General features: G+C 38.8%; 22 protein-coding genes. 20 read left to right on the forward strand and 2 right to left on the reverse strand.

Features of this window, described 5'->3' with window-relative positions; all coding sequences use genetic code 11:
- The first annotated feature begins 404 nt into the window (after positions 1–404).
- The 8 genes from def to A5888_RS13540 all read left to right on the forward strand — a co-directional run bounded on the left by def (position 405) and on the right by A5888_RS13540 (position 8,648).
- The gene (gene def, locus A5888_RS13505; RefSeq protein WP_086348560.1) at positions 405–899 is read left to right on the forward strand and encodes a peptide deformylase; all 495 of its coding nucleotides are present in this window, start codon (positions 405–407) and stop codon (positions 897–899) included.
- Entirely contained in the window at positions 892–1,833 is a 942-nt protein-coding gene (fmt, locus tag A5888_RS13510) for a methionyl-tRNA formyltransferase (RefSeq protein WP_086348561.1), read from the forward strand. Before def ends, fmt begins: the two co-directional genes overlap by 8 nt.
- Before the next feature lies 1 nt (position 1,834).
- Positions 1,835–3,199, forward strand: a complete 1,365-nt coding sequence (gene rsmB / locus A5888_RS13515; protein ID WP_086348562.1) for a 16S rRNA (cytosine(967)-C(5))-methyltransferase RsmB — start codon at positions 1,835–1,837, stop codon at positions 3,197–3,199.
- A 14-nt stretch (positions 3,200–3,213) separates the two neighbouring features.
- Positions 3,214–3,963 (forward strand): Stp1/IreP family PP2C-type Ser/Thr phosphatase, encoded by a 750-nt coding sequence (locus A5888_RS13520; protein WP_086348563.1) that lies wholly within the window; start codon positions 3,214–3,216, stop codon positions 3,961–3,963.
- On the forward strand, positions 3,960–6,143 hold the full coding sequence (pknB, locus tag A5888_RS13525) for a Stk1 family PASTA domain-containing Ser/Thr kinase (RefSeq protein ID WP_086348564.1): 2,184 nt from the start codon (positions 3,960–3,962) through the stop codon (positions 6,141–6,143). The genes A5888_RS13520 and pknB overlap by 4 nt, the downstream gene beginning before the upstream one ends.
- Before the next feature lie 253 nt (positions 6,144–6,396).
- Positions 6,397–7,290, forward strand: a complete 894-nt coding sequence (gene rsgA / locus A5888_RS13530; protein WP_086348565.1) for a ribosome small subunit-dependent GTPase A — start codon at positions 6,397–6,399, stop codon at positions 7,288–7,290.
- 69 nt (positions 7,291–7,359) lie between these two features.
- Positions 7,360–8,013, forward strand: a complete 654-nt coding sequence (rpe, locus tag A5888_RS13535) for a ribulose-phosphate 3-epimerase (protein ID WP_086348566.1) — start codon at positions 7,360–7,362, stop codon at positions 8,011–8,013.
- A complete protein-coding gene (locus A5888_RS13540; protein WP_086348567.1) occupies positions 8,010–8,648 on the forward strand; it encodes a thiamine diphosphokinase in 639 nt (212 codons plus the stop codon). Before rpe ends, A5888_RS13540 begins: the two co-directional genes overlap by 4 nt.
- Before the next feature lie 309 nt (positions 8,649–8,957).
- Here the strand turns inward: A5888_RS13540 and A5888_RS13545 are convergent, their stop codons facing one another.
- Complete coding sequence (locus tag A5888_RS13545) at positions 8,958–10,244, reverse strand: ISL3 family transposase (protein WP_086348568.1); 1,287 nt, start codon at positions 10,242–10,244, stop codon at positions 8,958–8,960.
- Positions 10,245–10,511: 267 nt separating this feature from the next.
- On the opposite strand from A5888_RS13545, the gene A5888_RS13550 reads away from it, so the two are divergent.
- Together A5888_RS13550 and A5888_RS13555 are read left to right on the forward strand one after the other, a co-directional pair.
- A complete protein-coding gene (locus tag A5888_RS13550) occupies positions 10,512–11,345 on the forward strand; it encodes an AraC family transcriptional regulator (protein WP_086348569.1) in 834 nt (277 codons plus the stop codon).
- Positions 11,323–12,237: a DMT family transporter gene (locus tag A5888_RS13555; protein ID WP_170924732.1), complete on the forward strand. Its 915-nt coding sequence runs from the start codon at positions 11,323–11,325 to the stop codon at positions 12,235–12,237. The genes A5888_RS13550 and A5888_RS13555 overlap by 23 nt, the downstream gene beginning before the upstream one ends.
- A 90-nt stretch (positions 12,238–12,327) precedes the next feature.
- On the opposite strand, the gene rpmB is transcribed toward A5888_RS13555, so the two are convergent.
- Positions 12,328–12,516, reverse strand: a complete 189-nt coding sequence (gene rpmB / locus A5888_RS13560) for a 50S ribosomal protein L28 (protein WP_069639165.1) — start codon at positions 12,514–12,516, stop codon at positions 12,328–12,330.
- Positions 12,517–12,797: 281 nt separating this feature from the next.
- Here rpmB and A5888_RS13565 point away from each other — a divergent pair, with 281 nt between their 5' ends.
- The 10 genes from A5888_RS13565 (at position 12,798) to A5888_RS13610 (ending at position 21,567) form a co-directional block, all read left to right on the forward strand.
- On the forward strand, positions 12,798–13,319 hold the full coding sequence (locus A5888_RS13565; protein ID WP_086348570.1) for a hypothetical protein: 522 nt from the start codon (positions 12,798–12,800) through the stop codon (positions 13,317–13,319).
- 189 nt (positions 13,320–13,508) lie between these two features.
- Entirely contained in the window at positions 13,509–13,667 is a 159-nt protein-coding gene (locus A5888_RS13570; RefSeq protein ID WP_170924733.1) for a hypothetical protein, read from the forward strand.
- A gap of 154 nt (positions 13,668–13,821) precedes the next feature.
- Positions 13,822–14,733: an ATP-binding cassette domain-containing protein gene (locus A5888_RS13575; RefSeq protein ID WP_086348571.1), complete on the forward strand. Its 912-nt coding sequence runs from the start codon at positions 13,822–13,824 to the stop codon at positions 14,731–14,733.
- Entirely contained in the window at positions 14,726–15,451 is a 726-nt protein-coding gene (locus tag A5888_RS13580; RefSeq protein ID WP_086348572.1) for a hypothetical protein, read from the forward strand. Before A5888_RS13575 ends, A5888_RS13580 begins: the two co-directional genes overlap by 8 nt.
- Positions 15,452–15,478: 27 nt before the next feature.
- Positions 15,479–16,042 carry a hypothetical protein gene (locus A5888_RS13585; RefSeq protein WP_086348573.1) on the forward strand — a complete coding sequence of 188 codons (564 nt, stop codon included), beginning with the start codon at positions 15,479–15,481 and terminating at the stop codon, positions 16,040–16,042.
- A 15-nt stretch (positions 16,043–16,057) separates the two neighbouring features.
- The gene (locus A5888_RS13590; RefSeq protein ID WP_086348574.1) at positions 16,058–18,184 is read left to right on the forward strand and encodes an ATP-binding cassette domain-containing protein; all 2,127 of its coding nucleotides are present in this window, start codon (positions 16,058–16,060) and stop codon (positions 18,182–18,184) included.
- The gene (locus A5888_RS13595; RefSeq protein ID WP_170924734.1) at positions 18,168–18,572 is read left to right on the forward strand and encodes a thioredoxin family protein; all 405 of its coding nucleotides are present in this window, start codon (positions 18,168–18,170) and stop codon (positions 18,570–18,572) included. Before A5888_RS13590 ends, A5888_RS13595 begins: the two co-directional genes overlap by 17 nt.
- Before the next feature lie 14 nt (positions 18,573–18,586).
- Positions 18,587–19,117 carry a thioredoxin family protein gene (locus A5888_RS13600; protein WP_086348576.1) on the forward strand — a complete coding sequence of 177 codons (531 nt, stop codon included), beginning with the start codon at positions 18,587–18,589 and terminating at the stop codon, positions 19,115–19,117.
- Positions 19,118–20,836: 1,719 nt separating this feature from the next.
- Positions 20,837–21,451: an accessory gene regulator AgrB gene (locus A5888_RS13605; RefSeq protein WP_086348577.1), complete on the forward strand. Its 615-nt coding sequence runs from the start codon at positions 20,837–20,839 to the stop codon at positions 21,449–21,451.
- Complete coding sequence (locus A5888_RS13610) at positions 21,448–21,567, forward strand: AgrD family cyclic lactone autoinducer peptide (protein WP_139843831.1); 120 nt, start codon at positions 21,448–21,450, stop codon at positions 21,565–21,567. The genes A5888_RS13605 and A5888_RS13610 overlap by 4 nt, the downstream gene beginning before the upstream one ends.
- Positions 21,568–21,623: the final 56 nt, after the last annotated feature.

Raw genomic sequence — 21,623 nt, forward strand, 5'->3', positions numbered from 1 at the left:
AAAATAAGAATGCAAAAATTCTTGGTACTATAATTTGAGAAGCACAGAGGTCGAATGGTCTTCTAGTATTCTGATGAAGGAACTATTAGAAAAAAATTGTGCCTACGGTTCTCATTGCACTGCGATCCTCGCCACAAAGCATTAAGCCTAGATCGCTTGGATATCGGACCACCAAAATAAAAGAACTAGTCAATGACTTGAGTAGTTCTAACACTAAACAATAAAGAAGTACCATTATTCTGTTGAAGGAACTATTAGAAAAAAATTGTGCCTACGGTTCTTATTGTATTGCGATCCTCGTCACAAAGCATTAAGCCTAGATCGCTTGGATATCGGACCACCAAAATAAAAGAACTGGTCAATGACTTGGGCAGTTCTCACATTAACTAATAAAGGAGTTTTACATGCGTTATCCAATTGTGCTTTACCCTGATGATAAGTTGACTGTCAAAGCGAAAGAGGTCACGTTGATTACAGACGAGATCGTCCGTTTGCTGGACGATATGTATGAAACAATGACTGCCCACGATGGCATCGGTATTGCTGCACCTCAAATAGGCAAGAACTTGCAGCTAGCAGTTGTTGAGATAGATGAGGAGACAGGTCTTTTCGAGTTGATCAATCCTGAAATCATTGAAAAAAAAGGAACAGACATTGATGTTGAGGGCTGCCTTAGTATCCCGAACAAATTTGGAACAGTGAAAAGAGCGGATGAAGTAACGGTTCGCTATTTTGATCGAGAAGGCGAAGAGATTGAAGTAACCGCCTATGGTTATTTGGCTCGTGCATTTCAGCATGAAATCGATCATTTAAATGGAGAATTATTTATTGATAAAATGCTTGAGGAGATTGCACCAGAAGACTTAGACTCATATATGGAGGGAAAGCTAAATGACTAAGATTGTTTTTATGGGAACGCCAGCATTTTCTGTTCCAGTGTTGGACGGATTAATCGAAGCTGGCTATGATATACAAGCTGTGGTGACGCAACCAGATCGTCCGGTCGGAAGAAAAAGAGTGCTTACAGCTCCTCCGGTAAAGGAAGCAGCAGTGAGACATGGATTACTAGTTTTACAGCCGGAAAAAATATCCGGATCAGAGGGGATGGAAAAAGTCATTGCGTTGGCGCCTGACCTTATTGTGACAGCAGCCTTTGGGCAATTCTTACCGGAACGTTTGTTGCAAGCACCAAAAATGGGCGCAGTCAATGTTCATGCATCTTTATTACCGAAATATCGTGGTGGTGCACCTGTGCATTATGCAATCATCAACGGCGAGAAAGAAGCCGGCGTAACGATTATGGAAATGATTAAGAAAATGGACGCTGGGGGTATTTTCTCGCAACGCAGCATTCCGATTACAACAAAAGATGATGTAGGAACGATGTTTGACAAGCTGAGTGTGGTTGGAAAAGAATTGTTGCTAGACACATTGCCGGCTATTCTATCCGGTGAGCTGAAGCCTACCCCTCAAGATGAAGACAAAGTGACTTTTTCTCCTAACATTAGTCGAGAACAGGAACAAATCAATTGGCAGAAAACAGCGGAACAAATCGACTGTCAGGTCAGAGGGATGCGTCCGTGGCCGACAGCCTTTACGACCTATCAAGGGACAAACTGGAAAATTTGGGAAACAGAACCTATTGATGAAGTAACCGATGCGCAGCCTGGGACGATCATCAAGCGTACAAAAAAGGAATTGTGGATTGCCTGTGGTGAAGGAACTGTTCTTTCTGTGAAAAGCTTGCAGCCTTCCGGTAAAGGCCGACTGGCTGTACAGGAATTTCTAAATGGTTCCGGTCAAGCAGTACAGGAAGCAGATAAGGTGGGCTAGCATGGGAAAACGAGTATCAGCAAGAATCAGAAAGTCTGTGCGCTATACGGCGATGCAGACGATTGAGCGAATTGATAAGGGTGGCGCGTATTCGAATCTACTATTGAGTGAGATGATTGAAAAATCGAACTTATCGGATCAAGACAGCCGATTGTTTACAGAATTAGTTTATGGAACGGTCAGCAGAAAGTTGTTGTTAGAGTATTTTTTGACGCCTTTTATCAAGAAGCCGCAAAAGGTGGATAGCTGGGTCAAAAATTTATTGATTTTATCCCTCTATCAATCCCTTTATTTAGATAAAATTCCTGACCATGCCATCATCAATGAAGCCGTGGAAATCGCAAAGCAAAGAGGAAATATCGGTGCAAGCAAATTTGTTAATGGTGTATTAAGGAGCATTCAAAGAGAAGGAGTTCCTTCCCTTGATGCAATCAAAGATCCGTTAGAACGATTGTCAGTAGAAATCAGTATGCCGTTGTGGCTGACGCAAAAATTAGTTGACCAAATCGGGATGGTTGAAACGCAGAAACTAGGTCTGTCATTGTTTGAGCGGAGTCATGCGAGTGCGCGAGTAGATGCTCGTTATGTCAATCGTTCCGAAGCAATCGAACAATTAGCCGATGAAGAAATCGAAGCGGAAGCAAGTCGTATTTCGCCTTATGGTGTGATTGCTAAAAAAGGATTTATTGCAGGCAGTACATTATTCAAAGAGGGACGCATTACGGTTCAGGATGAGAGTTCGATGCTCGTTGCTCCGGCAATGCAGATCGAGAAACAGCACAAGGTTTTAGATGCCTGTGCAGCACCGGGCGGAAAAACGACCCACATTGCGACATTTTTGGATGAAGCAGCAGGAGGCTTAGTTACAGCCTTAGATATCCATCAGCACAAGGTAAAACTGATCGAGGAAAATGCGACGAGACTGCGTGTTGAAGCCGTGGTTGCTGCAGAAAAAATGGACGCACGAGCAGCGAAAGACAATTTTTCTCCGGATAGCTTCGATCGTGTGTTAGTCGATGCTCCTTGTTCAGGATTAGGATTAATGAGACGAAAACCGGATATTAAATACCATAAATCTGCAAAAGATTTTGACCAATTACCGAAAATTCAGTTGGAAATCCTTGAAAGTACTGCACAAACGCTGAAACAATGGGGTATAATGGTCTATAGCACATGTACAATCACAAAAGAAGAGAATCAGGAGGTTGTTGCGGCTTTTCTGGCAAAACATCCTGAATTCAAAAAAATCGATGTAGCGGTCAATGAGATTCTTGATTCGTCGATTGAAGAGCAGATGCTGACAATCTATCCGCATCAATTCTTAACAGACGGATTCTTTATTTGCTGCATGCAGAAAGTTTCTTAAATGAGGTGAAACAAGTGGAAATCAATTTTCAAACAGATGTTGGGCGTAAAAGAAATACGAACCAAGACTATGCAGGAGTATTCAAAAATAAAGTGGGGATATCATTAGCTATCCTGGCAGACGGTATGGGTGGACATCTTGCCGGTGATATCGCAAGTCAGATGGCTGTGAATCATATTGGTGAGCGGTGGACAAACAGTGATATCGTGTCTGCTGATAAAGCTGCGCAATGGCTGATACAAGCAATTCAGTCAGAAAACGAAGTGATTTATGAAAAAGGACAATCTGTTCCGGAGTATGCCGGTATGGGAACAACCATCGTCAGTGCTGTCTTGCTGAATGAGTCTTATGTTTTGGCGAACATCGGCGATAGTCGCGCGTATTTAGTGCGGAATAAACAGCTGATTCAGCTGACCGAAGATCACTCGTTGGTAAATGAGCTGGTGAAGTCTGGAGAAATCACTCAAGAAATGGCTGCGAATCATCCACGTAAGAATGTACTGACTCGTTCTTTGGGAATGCCGAATACTGTGGAAGTTGATGTTGCCAGTCATTTAAGAGTTGATGATGATTATATTTTACTGTGTTCAGACGGGTTGACGAATATGGTTTCTGAAGAGGCCATTTTGGCTGTGCTTTTGTCTGATGATACGATTGAACAAAAGGTAGAGACGTTGATCTCTTTGGCAAATGAAGCAGGTGGCGTTGATAATATCACTGCATTGATTATACATTTTGATAAAGATGAGGAGGAGGACCGATGATAGAGATCGGCAGAAAATTAAATGGTCGCTATCAGATCCTTGGCAACATAGGCAGTGGGGGTATGGCCAATGTTTTCCTTGCACGTGATTTGATTTTGGATCGAGATGTAGCAGTTAAGGTACTGCGCTTTGACTTTCAAAATGATCAAGCTGCTATTCGACGTTTTCAAAGAGAAGCATTGGCAGCGTCTGAGCTAGTTCATCCGAATATTGTCAGTGTTTATGATGTTGGTGAAGAAGATGGATTGCAATATTTGGTTATGGAATACGTGAAAGGGATGGACCTAAAGCGTTATATCCAAACACATTATCCAATTATGTATGCAACGGTTGTTGATATCATGGAGCAAATTCTTTCAGCTGTAGCCTTGGCGCATGCGCATCGAATTATTCACCGTGACCTGAAGCCGCAAAATATATTAATTGATGAAAATGGTGTGGTAAAAATCACGGATTTCGGGATTGCTATTGCATTATCTGAAACATCGATTACTCAAACTAATACGATGTTGGGCTCTGTTCACTATCTTTCTCCGGAACAAGCGAGAGGAAGTATGGCAACCAACCAGTCGGATCTTTATGCAGTCGGAGTTATTCTGTATGAGATGCTGACAGGAAATGTGCCTTTTGACGGCGAGTCGGCCGTAACAATTGCGCTAAAACATTTTCAAGAAGAAATCCCGTCAGTACGTGCTTTCAATTCAAATATTCCTCAGTCTTTGGAGAATATCGTGTTGCACGCTACAGCAAAGGATCCGGCAGATCGTTACAAATCAGCAGAAGAAATGTCTGAGGATCTTTATACGGTCCTTTCGCCGGATCGTCTGAATGAGCCCAAATGGGAGCCAACTGCATTAATGGGAGAGACAAGAGTATTGACCCCATTGACCGAAGACACACCGATGCCTGAGGCGTTTGCAGAGATGGATGGACCGAAAGAAGAAGACCTGGCTACTGAAGAAGAGCCGGAAGAAACTAAGGATAAGAAACCGAAGAAGAAAAATCGAAAACGACTGATCTTTATCATTATTGGGTTGATCCTGGCTTTGATTATTGGTGTGGCACTTTACTTCGCCGGCTCTCCGAAAAAGGAAGTTGCTGTTCCAGATGTTCGTGGAAAAACGGAACAAGAAGCACGTCAGATGCTGCAAGATGCCAAGCTGGAAGTCGCGAAGGAAGTAAAAGAGCTTCCGGATGACGAAATCGAAGCAGGCAAGGTTTCTAAAACAGACCCGGAAGCACAAACTGATGTAAAAGAGGGGAAAACAATCGTTCTCTATATCAGTACAGGAAATAAAAAAATTAAAATCAATGATTATTCCGGTGATAGTTATAAAGATGCTATTGAGGAAATGAAGAAGCTCGGTTTTCCTGAAAGTAATATCAAAATCGAGAAAGAGCATAACTTAGAGGTCGCTGCGGATAAAATTATCAGTCAGACACCGGAGAGCGGTTCAGAGGTCGATCCTAAAAATGACCAGGTAACATTGACTGTCAGCATGGGGCCGGAAAATGTCACGTTGGATAATTATGTCGGCTATGGCTACGATAATGCTGTTGCAGCTCTTGTTGCATTGGGTGTCAATGAAGGAAATATCAAGTATGCTGAAGAGGCAAGTGACTCTGTTGCCACGGGTCTGGTTATTTCGCAAAATCCAGGTGCAGGTACTTCATTTGATCCAGTCAATGATACGATCACGCTGACTGTAAGCAAAGGCTCGGACAAAATCAGTATTGGTAATTACACAGGGTATAGCTATGATGAAGCAGTCAATGCTCTTGTTTCTGCCGGTATCAGTGAAAGCAATATCAGCAAGAAGGAACAGGAAAGTGACACAGTAGAGAAAGATGTTGTTATCTCTCAAAGTCCGGCGAATACTGCTGTAAGCCCTAATGATAAAGTTACGTTGACCGTGAGCAAGGGTGCAAATACGATTGAAGTTCCGAATGTGGCTGAAATGACTAGGCAGACGGCGAAATCAGAGCTAGAGAAAAAGGGCTTTGTGGTTGTGGAGCAAATAGAAACGTCAGACAAGACAAAAGATACTGTTATCCGAACCAATCCGACCGCAGGCACGAGATCGAAAAAAGGAGCAACTATTACAATTTACTATTCAAGTGGTCCTTCGGCAGAGCCACAAAATGATGCTGCTGTAGACGAGGATACAGCAAATCAATAACAATATAGGAGAGGGATAAAAAAGTTTTGATAAGAATAAATGCATATTGTTTTACAAAATGTACAAAATAATTTATAATTGTTTTATACTCTAAGAAACTTTTTTAACTCCTTGTCTGCCTCATTTCGTGAGGCAGACCTCTTTTTTATTTGCAGAGGAATAAATTTAGCGATAATCTGAAGGTTGTGATCTAGTGGGAACCTTGCATTTTACGCTATTTTCTTGTATATTCAGTGTGGTTAGGAGTGATAGATTGAACGGTCAAATTAGAAAAGCATTGAGCGGATTTTACTATGTATATGCAGAAGGGGAAACCTTTCAGACGAGAGCTCGAGGGAATTTTCGGAATCGCAAGATCACACCGCTAGTTGGTGATGAGGTGATTTTTGAAAGCGATAACCTGACGGATGGTTATCTGTTAGAAATACTTCCTAGAAAAAATGAGCTGGTTCGCCCAGCCGTAGCAAATGTTGATCTTGGTGTAATTGTGATGAGTGTAGTGGAACCGGCATTTTCGTATAATTTACTGGATCGTTTTCTGGTAACCTTAGAGCATAAACAAATTCGTCCAGTGATTTATTTGACGAAAGCGGATCTTTTAGAAAAGGATCAGCTCAAGCTGTTGGACGAAATCAAGGCAGTTTATCAGCCTTCTTATTCAGTGATTATTGGTGATCAAACAGCAGATGATAAGCGCTCTATTCGTGAATTGGAACAATACTTACCAGAACAATTGACAGTATTTATGGGGCAATCAGGAGCTGGGAAATCGACATTGTTGAATAGGATATCACCAGAGCTCCAATTAGCAACAGGAGAAATCTCGGAGGCGCTTGGGCGTGGGAAACATACGACGCGCCATGTTGAGTTGATCCCGCTTTATGAGGGACTGGTGGCCGATACACCAGGCTTCAGTTCTATTGAGTTTTTGGAAATGGAGGCAGTCGATCTACCAAAGCAGTTTCCAGAATTTGTAGAAGCGGCCCATTTATGTAAGTTCAGAGAATGTATGCACAGCAAAGAACCTGGCTGTGAAGTCAAGAAACGTGTAGAATCTGGTGAGATTGCTCAGGTGCGGTATAATAATTACCTCCAATTTTTAGCGGAAATCGAAGACCGTCGCCCTGTATATAAGAAAAAGAAATAACGGAGTTTATTAGTATGAAAACGAGAGGCAGCTTCGCTTGCTTTTTCGAACTATAAGGAGGAAGAATATATGAAAATTGCGCCATCGATTTTAAGTGCAGATTTTGCTAATTTAGCCAGAGATATCCAATTGGTAGAAAAATTGGGTGCAGACTATATCCATGTGGATGTGATGGATGGACAGTTTGTTCCAAATATTACCTTAGGCCCTAATATTGTTTCAGCGATTCGTCCAGTGACGAAGCTGCCGTTGGATGTTCATTTAATGATTCAACAGCCGGAGAACTTCATCGAAGCATTTGCGAAAGCGGGAGCAGACATCATCACAGTGCATCAGGAAGCAACACCGCATATTCATCGTGCCATGCAGATGATTAAAGCGGCTGGTGTAAAAGCAGGTGTGGTCATCAATCCGGGAACGCCGCTTTCAGCGATTGAAGAGGTACTGGATCTGGCAGATTTAGTATTGATCATGACCGTGAATCCAGGCTTCGGCGGCCAAAGCTTTATTGATAGTCAGTTAAGCAAGATTGCACAATTGAAGGCTTTGAGAGCAGAACATGGCTATAGCTATGAAATCGAAGTAGATGGTGGTATTGTTCCTGAAACAGCTGAAAAATGTAAAGAAGCCGGAGCCGATGTGTTTGTGGCAGGTTCTTATATTTACAATGCAGAAGATCCGAAAGAGCGGATCGATGCACTGAGAGCTGTGTTGGACAAGTGAATATTCTATTAGTCGCCGGTGGCTCCAAGAAGGATTGGCCTCAGATCGATTTTTCGGATTATGCTTTTTTTGTAGGTGTGGATCGAGGGGGACTGCTTCTTTTGAAGGAAGGTCAGTCATTAGATTTGGCGGTTGGCGATTTTGATTCTCTATCACAGGAAGAGCGTCTGCTGGTGGAAAAGAAAGCGAAGAGAAGCCAAACGTCTCAGGCTGAAAAAGATGATACAGATACACAGCTGGCACTTGAAGAAACACTAAAGCTTTTTCCAAAAGCTTCTATTACAATCGTCGGTGCAACAGGTGGGCGTCTGGATCACTTTTTAGCGAATCTATGGTTACCTATGGAGGCGCGGTTTCAACCTTTTATCAGACAGATTGTTTTGAAGGATGAACAGAACACCATCAGCTACTATTTACCGGGTGAGTACACAGTCAAAAGAGAAGCCGATAAAAAATATTTGGCTTACTGCTGCCTGACACCTGTGGAAAATCTTACACTAAAAGACAGCAAGTATTTATTGGACAGACAACAAGTACCTGTACCAACCTCGTATGCTAGTAATGAGTTTGTTGGAGAAACTGCTATGTTCTCTTTTGATTCCGGCGTGATTGCTGTGATTCAAAGTAAAGACTGATGATAAACTAAACAAGTAAAAGTCGATTAATCCTGGTTCTATGTCAATTTGTGTTGATAGGACAAAAAACTGAATAAAATCGTAGAACTTGGAATAAAAATCAGAGACATTCTGGTTTTGTTTCAAGTTCTTTTTTAGAAATAGGAGGACTTCTGCCAATTATCTGGGCAGCTGGCCGGAAGCGACTTGGCAAAAAGCGCCAATTCCATTCCTAAATCGAGTCAAAGTAGCTGTACATGTACTTGGATAACAGCTACTAATTCCCGATTTACCTTTATAGCTGCAGAGATATTGGTTGTGAGCCTCCTTTTAATCTTGAGAAAAAACAAGACCTTGAACAATGTAAATACGTGAACGAAAATGATAGAAATTGCGGTAGCCATAAGCCACTCGTTTGATTACCTTAATCTTGTTGTTCAACCCTTCTGTAATGCCATTAGAAAAAGAAAAACTGAAAGCATTGGTAATTCCTTGTCTGTGCTTCTTGAAGAATCTCAATTTCTTTTTGAACCAGAAAGGCAGTCGGGGATCTAGTGTATCAAGTTCTTCAAAGAAACGCTTGGCGTCTCGATGAGTAAAGGCATATTTGAGAAATTGAACAGTATCGTAAGCAATGCGCAAGGTTGAATCATAGCTGAGTAATTCATCGACAATATCTGTTTGAGTTAATGGACGTTTGAACAGTGAATGATAGGGACGATGTTGACTATCAAGTTCAGAGGAATCTTTTAAGAGTAACTTCCAATACCGTTTGAGTCGACGATATTGCTTCTGTTCTTGCGGTGAGGAATGCCGAAAGGCATTCATTGTCTTTATCCGCAGTTGATTTAACGCTCGATTCATCTGTTGGACAATGTGGAATCGGTCAGTGACGAGTTGGGCATTTGGAAACACAGACTTGAGTAATTGATCATAGCTCGCATTCATGTCCATGACCAGGTACTTTACGTTTTCTCGAGCTTCTTTTGTGTAACGCATAAAGTGTCGGGTTAAGTGTGTTAACCGTCGGTCTTCAAGGACTTCAAGAATCTTGTTGGTTTCTCCATTAACACAAATAAAACTCATTGCTCCTTCACAAGATTTCATTGATTTGAATTCATCAATACATAAAATTTTTGGAAGAAATCGCCAGTTTGGAGAATAAGAAGTAGCTAGCTCTTCCATTAAGCGAAGAACCGTCACGTCTGAAACGAAATGTTTTTGGGCAATCTCTTTCCTAGAAACATTTTTCTTTAAATCAAGCATGATTTGGAGGCAGAGCTGCTTCGATAAATGATGATGCTCTTCAACTAACTCTGTTTGAGCGTGAAAAGTAGCGTGACACTCATGACAACGAAAGCGTGAACGTTTCAGCTCCAATAATGTCAAGCGACCATTAAAAACAGGTAATTGAGTATATGTCCGATGGTAACCGTTTTTGATAATCTGTCCTTGATTTTTAATGCCACAGTTTCTACAATGTGTAGGTATATACGTAAGTGTTGCTTTGATGACCTGAGCCTTAACACCTTTTGAATGACTGTATTCAAGCCAATCCTCTCCAAAGGAGAGATGTTTATCTGTTAGTCCAAGCAATAATCTGGTATTCTTATCCATAGAGGAACAACCTTTCTGATGATTTGTGGTTTTTGTCGATTTCATTTTATCAGTTTGTTGTTCCTTTTTTGTGTTTGAACACTCAAAAAAATGCTGGTGAGTTTTCCTTTAGGAATTTCCACCAACACAATATATTGTAGAACCTTAATCCCTTGAGGAAGCGATCGACTTTTTTTGTTCTATTATTCAGAATCGTCTGAATTGTCAATTTTGTTCAATACATATCGGCCATTTTCGGTATAATGATAGGAAAAGGAGGGGAGCGGATTGGAGAAAAGAACGGTCGTATTTGATACAGATCTATCGATTGAAGCGTATCAGTTTGAAGGGATAAAGCAGAAATTTCCGAATCACTTTCATGAATTCTATGTTTTGGGGTTTATTGAAAGGGGGCGTCGCTATCTTTCCTGTAAGCAAAAAGAGTACACTATCGATGCGGGCGATCTGCTGCTCTTAAATCCCTATGATAATCATTTTTGTGAGCAGATTGGTGCTGAAGCCTTGGACTATCGAAGCATTCATATTATGCCTGAGCGAATGAAAGAGCTGACCATGCTACTGACAGGGGAGGCATTTTTACCTGTTTTCAAGCAAAATGTAGTAGTGGGCTATGAGGGGCTTATTGAGCTAAAAAGCATACATAAGCAAATCAATTTAATTGAAAACAGATTGGAAAAAGAAGAGACTCTCTTTCTATTTTTAAAGGATATCTTGGAAAAATATGCGCAACCTCAGCGCACAGAACAACAGTTGTCCGGAGGTGTTGGATTAGCGTGCGCATTTATAGAAGAACATTATACAGAGCAGGTGACACTTGAAGCGCTGAGCCAGCATACTGGGATTAACCCATTCACATTGATTCGCCAATTTACTAAGGAAAAAGGGGTAACACCCCATCAATATTTGACCACAATTCGAATTGGTGCAGGTAGGAAATTTCTGGAGCAGGGGCTATCTCCATTAGAAGCTGCCGGCTGTTGCGGCTTTGCTGATCAAAGCCATTTTTCAAGATATTTCAAGCAGTTGATTGGCATAACACCAAAGAAATATATGGATATTTTTAGATGGGAGACATTAGATGAAAAAAATCGAGAACCATAAATTATATGGGCATCTTGCCGCGTTATTTACTGTGGGGATTTGGGGGATGACCTTTATCTCTACAAAAATTCTACTGAATGACTTTACCCCTTTTCAAATTCTATTTTTGCGATTTTTACTAGGGTATCTTTTATTATGGCTTGTTTCGCCCAAGCTGCTGAAGGTCAAGGATAAAAAAGAAGAAGGCTTCTTTGCTTTAGCCGGATTATTAGGTATTGTCTTGTACTATTTTTTAGAGAATTTGGCTTTGACACTTACCCATGCTTCAAATGTTGGAATCATTGTGTCAGTCGCCCCTTTTTTTACCGTTCTTTTGGCTAAAGTAGTTACTCCCGGTAAGCAAGTGAATCGCTGGTTTTATATTGGTTTTCTTGTTTCTCTTTCAGGAATCATCTTAATCAGTCTTAGTAGTTTATCGGTGCTGGAAATTCATCCAGTCGGGGATCTGTTAAGCGTGCTGGCGGCTGCAATTTGGGCAGGTTACTCATTGGTAACAAAAAAAATCAGCAGTTTTGGGCATAATGTTCTGTTGGGAACACGCCGTACGTTTTTCTATGGATTGCTTTTCATGCTGCCGGTTTTATTAGTGACGGGAACACCGATGGTCAATTTTAGTAAAATATCAGGAATGAGTCTGTTGAATTTACTGTTTCTTGGGGTTGTGGCTTCTGCAATCTGCTTTGTGACTTGGAATTATAGCGTCAGTAAGCTGGGAGCGGTTCAAGCGAGTGTCTATATCTATGCTGTACCAGCAATCACTGTTGTGACATCGGCATTGTTTCTGGGTGAAGCTTTTACACCGATCATTGCTCTGGGAACAGTCTTGACGACGGTGGGGTTATTTGTATCAGAGCGCTCTTCTGATAAAGAGAGTGAGCAAGAAATACTGTAGAAGAAATAATGAGTAGGTCTCAATATAGTATTCAATTAAATAAAAAAACCTGTTTCCTTAAAAAGGAAGCAGGTTTTGAATTATTGTCTATTAAACACGCTCAATCTTACCAGATTTCAAAGCACGAGTTGACACCCAAACTTTTTTAGGTTTGCCATCTATTAAAACACGAACTTTTTGTAGATTTGGTTTAACAGTACGTTTTGTCGCGTTCAAAGCGTGAGAACGATTGTTTCCGCTGCTTGTTTTACGACCAGTGAAATAACATACTTTTGCCATTGTGAATTTCCTCCTTTGCTTTGATCTTGGAGCGTTAATATTCAGCTCATACCAGACTAATTTATCATATTTGACGGGACTTTGCAAGAAAATTTTGATCATTATAAAAAATCGCCTCTTTTTTTACGTTCAGGAATTCCTGAACGTTTATATGAGAGAAAAAGAAAGGAAATAGATAGTTTAAGAGAATATCGTTAGATGTTGAAAGAATTAGCTAGAATATAAGTAACCTATTTATTTGATTGCTTTGGTGATCATGACTGAAAAAGAAGGTGATGATAATGATAAGAATGAATATGGAGAAAGAGGTGTTCAAGGAAGTAATAGAAAATAGAGAAGATTTATTGACACTTATTAAAAAAGAACAGACTAAACTTCCAATGATTCCGTATGAAACATTGGAAATGATTCAAGAGGCAAATGGCGAGAAATTACCTCTGCTTAGACTTTTCAATTGTTTAGAGGAACAGCCAAGTATGGCTGAAACTTCAGAGAAGTTGGATTTCCGACTCATTATTATTTTTGAAGAAGTTTCTTATGTGAAGCAAGCCTCTGAAAAAAAAATATTTCTTGGAAACATAGCATGTGGCAATCAATTAGCTAGAAATGCTCATTATATCATTTTGCTAAAAAACTCTCCCATACAGAAGGATAATTTTTTAGCAAAAATATCCTCTATATTGGATGAAGAAATGATTGAGTACAAGAAAGAAACAATCGATATTCCTCTTTTGGCTGTTCCTCCACCATGGGAGGTGGAACAGGTCATTAAAACCAATTTAACTATTACAGAAAAAATCTGACTACTGGATTTCCAGCAGTCGGATTTTTTTGTATGTTTAACCAATTTCAATTAGAAAAGGATGCTGTTTCCTTCTACATTCTCTTTTTCTAATGGCATCTATTTCCCCAAAAAGATGGGACAGCTTCTATTTTGAGCATCACGATATATTCCATTCGATCATTAGACAGCTTTGATTAAGGAGGCAACAGTGTATCGATATAAAAGTGAGAAGGAATGTATTTGCACAAGAGACAATGATTCTATCCCTTACTTTAATAGAATAGTTAGCGGAATTGTCAAAACGCCACACGCTTACGTATACGTCAATGAAAAGAGCTATTATGATAAACGGTTAGGGAATCATTAACGTATAAAAAGCTATTAATAATGACGCTAATGCCCACTTTCCTCTGTTTTAGGTCGAAAAGGGTTATGGCATTTTATTCTGAATATAATAAGTAGTGTAAGGCAGATCAAAAAAGCCTAAGACAATAAGATGATTTTGAAGGAGGAGACTAAAAATGCAACTAGTTAATAAAAGCAATTATCTAATTAAAACAAATAATTTATTTAAAACTTACAAAGAGCAGCATGCTGTAAATGAAGTATCTATGACAATCAATAAAGGTGATATTTATGGCTTCATAGGAAAAAATGGTGCGGGGAAAACAACGTTTATTCGTTTGTTAACACAGCTGATTGAAAAGAGTTCTGGGGATTTGGATTTTAATGCAGAAGGAAAAATGAAGATGGGGGCAGTGATCGAAGGCCCGGTTTGTTACCCTTATATGTCTGCAAGAGACAATTTGAAATACTATGCTATTCAACGAAACATAAAAACTGAGAAACGAATCGATGAAGTTCTTGAATTCGTCGGCTTGGCAAATGTGGATAAGAAAAAAGTATTTAAGGATTATTCATTAGGAATGAAACAACGATTAGGAATTGGACTCGCGATATTGGACAATCCGGAGTTTCTAATTCTAGATGAGCCTGTTAATGGTTTGGATCCACAAGGGATTGTTGAGATCAGAGAAATTATTCATCGTTTAAATAAAGAGTTTGGAACGACGATTTTGATTTCCAGTCATATATTATCCGAGCTATCACTCGTAGCGACAAGATACGGAATCATCAATGAAGGAAAACTGGTGAAAGAGCTGACACGTGAGGAATTGGTAGAAGAATGCGGAAAATCTATCTCTTTGAATACTTCAAGTAATCCGTTGGCTATTCAAATTTTGAAAAGCTATGAGTACCAGATCGAAGAAAAAGATGGAGTGATCTTCATCAAAGATGAAAAAGAAGCAATGGCTGGAATCGGAAAATTGTTATTTGAAAATGGCATCTATTTAACTTCTTTAGGCTATAAGGAAGAGAATTTAGAGGAATACTATTTAAATCTAATAGGCGGAGGAAATGGCAATGATTAATACATTAAAAGCAGATTTTTACAGAATCATTAAAAGTTCATTGGGGTTTTATTCAATAGCTGGGCTTATCGTTTTGGGGGTTGTTTTCGGTTTTCTCGCTTCCGCAGATAACGCACCGCAACTTATGGTGCAATCTGGGTTGTCAAATGGCGCGTTATTGATCCCTGTTTTTTTAACAAATATATTCATGATTGCGTGGGGACATGAGTTTAGTTATCGCGTGGTCAACAACTCGTTGATTGCCGGTATGAAGCGCAGCACATTCTTTTTCAGCAAAACAGTATTGACGTTTTTACTAACAATTCTTTTTGTAATGACATTTGCTGGAAGTTTAATTGGTACTGCTTGGATACTGAAAGGTGGATTTTCACTAGTCGTAGCGCTAAAACCATTAGTGGCACAGCTACCATTGTATCTAACAGCAAGCTGTTTAGGGATTCTACTATTTAATGCACTTAAGGCGTCTTATATTTCAGTAGCAGCGTTCATTTCGATTGCTTTCGTTGGAGATACGATTTTCTCAAATATTGTGTCGACGTATCTTGGAAAACTAGATTTTATTTTAGATACGCTGTTCTTTTCCAACTTACGCATGGTTACTGATTTGTCGGCTGTTTCGGCCAGTCAGTTTCAGACGATCATGATCAGTAGTGTCCTATATGGTGCGGTTGCATTGTTTATCAGCTTTAGTTTATTTAGTAATAGAGAATTCAAATAAAAATAAGAAATTAGGGAGAGATATAGTATGAAGAAAAAGTTAATAATTTTAGCAGCAGTATTGGCAACAGGAGGATTCTTTGGATACACAGGGTTTGCAGGGATGAAAACAGAAAATCAAATCGATCTATCCTGGGAATTAGATGATACAAAAATAGAGAAAATTGCTTTGATCGGTGCGGAACAGAGTATAGATGTCACCGTTTTAGAGACAGGAAGTGAGCATACGCGGGTAGTGCTTTCTGGAAAAGTATCTGAAGACAATGAAGCATACCTAAAAAATACGGTGGCAAAAGATGACAGTCTTGAAATCACATTGGCAGAACTGAATCAATTTCGTCTTATGACAACAGCCAATGGAAAAGAGCAATTAAAGCTGACCGTGGAATTAGGAAAAGATGCTTCTTATGAAGTGTTGGAAGTCAATAGCGTTGTAGGAGATGTACAAGCAACGATTCAAGGAAGTTTTGACGGTGAGTACCATTTAGAAACGAATGAGCAAGGAGAAGTGAAAGCAGTTCCTGAAACGAAGAAAACGAGTAAAGATCAAGTACGAATCGATACGATGGGAGATATCACAGTTGAAAAATAGGGAGGAGCAGAAGCTATGTATGCGCATTATATGCAGAAATCAAGTACAGATTGCGGTATAGCTTCACTGAGAGTCATTTTATCTCAACTGGAAATTAAGATAAAAAATGTTAGTGAACTATATAAGCACTACAATCTTAAGAAAGATCAGGGGTTGTCATTAGGTGAATTGAATGAAATCCTACTTAAATATGGTGTTGTTTCAAGTGCCTATGAGGTCAGAGATTTTGAAGAATTAGAAAAAGTTGAGCAGCTGCCGATGGTATTAGTAGTTGAAAATGAGGGGTATGCGCATTATGTTGTGGTGCATGCAATAGAGGGAGAGCATTATACCGTTTCGAATCCGGCAGAGCCTAATTTAAGAGTCTATGAAAAAGAAGAGCTGCGAGCGATATTCTTGGGCTATGCCTTGTGTATTGAAGAAATACAGACTGCGCCCCAGCAAAGTAGTAAAAAATCTAGAGTTAATTTTAGGTGGAAAAGAGAAGCAGATGTGGGCGTTGCTCAAATTCTTTATAAAGAAGTAATGAGCAGTCTATCTTTTAAAACAAAAGCAAGTATGGTTTTCCTACTTTTTCTGAAATATGTATTGCCTTTTGCTACGACAATGTTTATTCAGGCATTGATGCAAGGGATCACGGCGACATCAACAACAATTGATATTTTGAAACCGATTTTTGTTGTCGGCTGGCTGATCTTCTTCTTCTTTATCGTGAATGTACGAGAAGGAAAGCAGAAGGTAAAACTGGAAAATGAGATTCAAGAGAAAATCTTGATGAGCTACTATAATCAAAAAATCAGTGACTTGGATTCAGGAAAAAATTTAGAAAATGTAACGGGGTATTTCTGGAATTTAGTCAATTCGGTTTCTGGTCTGTTTCAAAAATTTTATTTTAAGATTAATATCAGTTACGTCGTTGTTTTAACTATTATTCTGGCAAATATCTCTAGCTGGCTGGCATTGGCCTTACTGTTTTGGAGCGGAGTATACACCTTGTATTTACGGAAAAATATACAGACAATTCGCAACAATGAGATGGACATCATCGGAAAATCATCCGTGTTTTCATCAGCAATTGAAAATAATATCAAGTCTTCACTAGATATCAATGTTTTTTCAAAAACAAGACAATCCGGTACGTTCGTCAAGGATAAGATGAAGAGTTTCCTGTCCGCTCGGTTGAACAATAGTGTGACCGAATTGAATGTCGTATCTGTCTATCAATCGTTGGTTACCTTGATGAGTCTAAGTGCCTTTGTCATTCTAAGCATTATGACACTGTATGGGGAACAGGATATTCTGATCGATACAACGACGGGGATCTTTATCATCTCAATTATATTGAATAGCTTATCACCAGTTGTACAAAGTTGGTTGATGTATCAAAAAAGTACAGTAGCTATCGACTTTATTCAAAGCTCCAATGATTACTGCAGCAATGTAGAGATTGCGGACAAAGAAGTATTGGGTATGGAAACAATTGAAGTGATAGCAGCCGATCATTTGGATTTCAGCTATAGCCAGGGAAAAGAAATATTTAAGAATTTTACGATAAAAATGGATGCAGGAAATATTTATGGAATTAGAGGAGAAAATGGTTCGGGGAAATCAACACTGATCAAATTATTGTCAGGTGTATTGCGGCCAGATGATGGCGAATTTATCATCAATAACACCTATCATTTGCCTTCATTGAAGGAAACAAATATCAACGAATACATCGGAATGTACTCTCCGGAGTTTAATCTTTACAGCAACACAGTCGGACGAAATATTCGGTATAAGGTGTTCAACGAAGAGCTGCAGGAATGGGAGAAAAACCAATATGAAGATATTTTTGGTTTGAAGCTTTCAAATAATCATTTAGTTCAGATGGATGCTGCAAATTTGTCTCAGGGACAAAAACAAAAAATACTTTTAATGAGAGCTTTGTATGAAGAAAAGAGCATCTATATTTTTGATGAACCTACCGGTAACTTGGATAGTGACTCTAAAGCAGCATTGATGACAAAGATTATTGCATTGGCGAAAGAACAAAATAAAATCGTTATTTTGATCAGCCATGAAAAAGATGTCTTGGATTGTTCAGATGAAATCATTGAGGTATATAAAAAGGAGGAGCGCTATGAAAAAGCTTATTAAAATCATTGTTCCCTTAGCTTTGATAGGCGTAGGAATAGTATTTATGGGATTTAATCAAAAAAGTGACTATACAGAAAACAAAATAGAAGCAAAAAAATTAGAGGAAATGAAAGCAGAGAATGAAACGGTTTTTGTTGTCGTAGGTAACCGCTCCTGCTCATCGTGCCAGGAATACAAACCGATAATGGAAGAAGCAATTGGAAAAACGAATGCAACAGTTTATTACATGGACACAGATAATTCTAAAAATAGTGGTTTTCTAAAGGAAAACAATGTAACGGTAACACCAACCATTTTGATGATTAAAGATGGTGAACTGAAACGATTAGAAGGAAGTCGTAAATTAGAAGAAACGGAAGAAATTTTGCTTGGTAGAGCAGATTTCTAGATAAGGAGAAAAAAATGAAGAAAAAATTGATGATTGCAGCTGTATTAACGGGGTTTTTTACAGTTAACTTAGTAACAGCAAATTATGCGTACTCATTAAGTAATGAGGTTGAGGCGAAAGAAGTAGAATTGATCGAATCAAAGGGCAACTATCCGGAAATATATGACACGATTGATGCGATAACAGTTCCTACCTTCAAACAAAAACTTGTACAAGAAGAGTCATTTTACCTTTATGTTGGACGACCAACATGTGGAGATTGTAATGATTTTGAGCCGGATCTGATCGATTTGATCAACGAGTATGATCTTGAGGACAAGCTACTTTATTTGAATGTAGCCAAGCTTAGAACGGATGAACCAGCTTGGGAAAAGTTTAAAGAAACCTATGACTTGATTTATACACCGACCCTTGCCAAGTTTGAGGGAGGAAAATTGATCAGTAAAGTTGAGTGGACGCCTGAAAACGGGATTTCGGCGGACATGGTGGAGACATGGATCAATGAGAATGTAGAAAATGGAAAAAATGAAGGGATGAATGGATAAGATGAAGAAATTGAGTACGAAACAAAGCAAAGAAATTCAAGCGGGAAAATATCTTGCACCGGCTAGCTCATGGTGGTTATATCAAGTTTTCTGCCGCTCTTGGAGATAGAAGAGATCAAAAATTGAACCTACTGTGAGGAACATAAAATGAATAAGAAACGGCTAGAAGAAATTCAAGAAGGAAAAGTAACAACAATAGTGTTATTCATAGGCAATGCCTGTTGGATGTAATGGGTTTTGTTGACGAGCAGCAATGATTCAATCAAATAAAAACAAACGAAATCAATAAAAATTAGGAGGAAATATCATGTTTAAATTGAGTATAAAAAAAGGCACGGAAATCAAAGCAGGAAAAATGTTCTGCGTATTCGATATTTTTGGTCATAAATTACTTTGCTTTACTGTTAAGTAGGCAGTTTTAAAAACGAAGAACTATCATGTATACGAAAAAAGCTGATTAATAGAGCAGAAATATAAGAGAGGGGAGAGCATACTATGTTTAAGTTGAGCATGAAAAAAGGGACGGAGATCAAAGCAGGAAAACTGTTTTGTCTACTGGACATCAACGGGTACAGATTATTCTGTATCAATTATTAAGTGAAGACCATCATAATTGATGATAAAAAAACAAAAAATAGAAAGTGAGGAAAACAAAATGAAAAAATTAAGTCAAGAAATGAATGCGGAAGTCAAAGCGGGGATAAGAATTTGTGCATTTAACGTTTTTGGAATCAAACTATTTTGCTACTACACTTAAGCAGATAACAATAAAATGAAAAACAAAAGATGGAGGAAAATAACATGAAAAAAATGACGAAGGATCAACAAGAAAAAGTAAAAGGCGGCAAATTTTGCGTAGTGGATGCATGGGGCTTTAAATTATTCTGCTGGTATTAAGCCGCAGAACATAAGAACGAGTAAACAAACTAAAAACGAAAGAAGAGGGAAAACAACATGAAAAAAATGACAAAGGATCAACAGGAAAAAGTAAAAGGCGGTAAATTTTGTGTAGTAGATGCATGGGGCTTCAAACTATTCTGCTGGTATTAAGCTGCAGAACATAAGAACGAGTGAACAAACTAAAAACGAAAGAAGAGGGAAAATAACATGGAAAAAATGACAAAGGATCAACAGGAAAAAGTAAAAGGCGGTAAATTTTGTGTAGTAGATGCATGGGGTTTTAAACTATTCTGCTGGTATTAAGCTGCAGAACATAAGAACGAGTGAACAAACTAAAAACGAAAGAAGAGGGAAAATAACATGGAAAAAATGACAAAGGATCAACAGGAAAAAGTAAAAGGCGGTAAATTTTGTGTAGTAGATGCATGGGGTTTTAAATTATTCTGCTGGTATTAAGCCGCAGAACATAAGAACGAGTGAATAAACTAAAAACGAAAGAAGAAGGAAAATAACATGAAAAAAATGACAAAGGATCAGCAAGAAAAAGTAAAAGGCGGCAAATTTTGCGTAGTAGATGCATGGGGCTTCAAGCTATTCTGCTGGTATTAAAAAGTAAAAAAAGATGAAAAATGGAACAGGATATCGTTCGTGATATCCTGTTTGTTTGTGTTTACGTTTAGGTATCAATAATGAACGCTCAGGAAAAAATCAGTGTATTTTTAATCATCTTGTGCATGGTAATTAATCATTTACGCAAGAAATACTTGTACCTAGGATTTATTTGATAAAGTTAATTCAAGGAAACGGAGGGAATAAACGGTGGAAAAAACAATTTGGAATCTGTGGAATGTAGAAAATTATCTTAGCAACAGAATCTTAGCATTTATTTTAGAAGGACGGAACGAGATGGATCGCATAAGTTACTTAAAATGTAAACTGGGCGTAGAATCGATCGTTGTTAACTTGTCCAAGCTCTTATTCATTTATACATCCGCATTAATTCTGAGCGTTGGAGTTGAAACTCTTATTCTACATCTTAGTTTTCTAACAATTCGGGTGTTTGCGTATGGCGAGCATGCCGGAAGCAGCTTTGGTTGTATCATCAGTAGTATTTTATTGTTTGTCGGTTCAACTAGCATGCTAGTTGAAGGCTTGCTCTTTTCGGAAGGAGCTTTACTATTCTTACAGTTGATCAATGTGTTGATCTTAAGTAAATATGCACCAGGAGTCACAAGTAAAAATCCAGTTGGCAGTGAAGAGAAAAAAAGGAGACGAAGGATCCAAGCAATGTGTTCTTGCATGGTTGTGACTGCATTTGCAATGTGTGTCCCTGTACTGCTTATTCAAAATCTACTCATTGTTGGTAACTTTTTATCAAGCGTAACCGTATTACCAGTGCTATCAAAAAAAATGACAGAGGAGAATGGAAAATGAAAAATTTATTAGTCGGATTGTTTACTACTTGGGGAGGACAAAATTTGGTTATGTGTTGTGGGGGATTTCTTGATGAAGTAGAGATCCCTAAAGAATTATTAAATGAATTGAAATGATAATATTACAGCAGTCTTACGGGCTGCTTTTTTATTTGGGAAATTTTCAGTTTGCT

It is taken from the genome of Enterococcus sp. 9E7_DIV0242 (assembly GCF_002140975.2).
GTDB classification, from domain to species: domain Bacteria; phylum Bacillota; class Bacilli; order Lactobacillales; family Enterococcaceae; genus Enterococcus_L; species Enterococcus_L clewellii.

Coding starts and splice junctions, on each gene's coding strand:
- A5888_RS13545 (WP_086348568.1), bottom strand. CDS start 10,244: ATGGATAAGAATACCAGATTATTGCTTGGACTAACAGATAAACATCTC.
- A5888_RS13600 (WP_086348576.1), top strand. CDS start 18,587: ATGAAGAAAAAATTGATGATTGCAGCTGTATTAACGGGGTTTTTTACA.
- rpmB (WP_069639165.1), bottom strand. CDS start 12,516: ATGGCAAAAGTATGTTATTTCACTGGTCGTAAAACAAGCAGCGGAAAC.
- A5888_RS13595 (WP_170924734.1), top strand. CDS start 18,168: ATGAAAAAGCTTATTAAAATCATTGTTCCCTTAGCTTTGATAGGCGTA.
- A5888_RS13585 (WP_086348573.1), top strand. CDS start 15,479: ATGAAGAAAAAGTTAATAATTTTAGCAGCAGTATTGGCAACAGGAGGA.
- fmt (WP_086348561.1), top strand. CDS start 892: ATGACTAAGATTGTTTTTATGGGAACGCCAGCATTTTCTGTTCCAGTG.
- A5888_RS13590 (WP_086348574.1), top strand. CDS start 16,058: ATGTATGCGCATTATATGCAGAAATCAAGTACAGATTGCGGTATAGCT.
- rsmB (WP_086348562.1), top strand. CDS start 1,835: ATGGGAAAACGAGTATCAGCAAGAATCAGAAAGTCTGTGCGCTATACG.
- def (WP_086348560.1), top strand. CDS start 405: ATGCGTTATCCAATTGTGCTTTACCCTGATGATAAGTTGACTGTCAAA.
- A5888_RS13580 (WP_086348572.1), top strand. CDS start 14,726: ATGATTAATACATTAAAAGCAGATTTTTACAGAATCATTAAAAGTTCA.
- A5888_RS13565 (WP_086348570.1), top strand. CDS start 12,798: ATGATAAGAATGAATATGGAGAAAGAGGTGTTCAAGGAAGTAATAGAA.
- A5888_RS13575 (WP_086348571.1), top strand. CDS start 13,822: ATGCAACTAGTTAATAAAAGCAATTATCTAATTAAAACAAATAATTTA.
- pknB (WP_086348564.1), top strand. CDS start 3,960: ATGATAGAGATCGGCAGAAAATTAAATGGTCGCTATCAGATCCTTGGC.
- rpe (WP_086348566.1), top strand. CDS start 7,360: ATGAAAATTGCGCCATCGATTTTAAGTGCAGATTTTGCTAATTTAGCC.
- A5888_RS13610 (WP_139843831.1), top strand. CDS start 21,448: ATGAAAAATTTATTAGTCGGATTGTTTACTACTTGGGGAGGACAAAAT.
- A5888_RS13555 (WP_170924732.1), top strand. CDS start 11,323: ATGAAAAAAATCGAGAACCATAAATTATATGGGCATCTTGCCGCGTTA.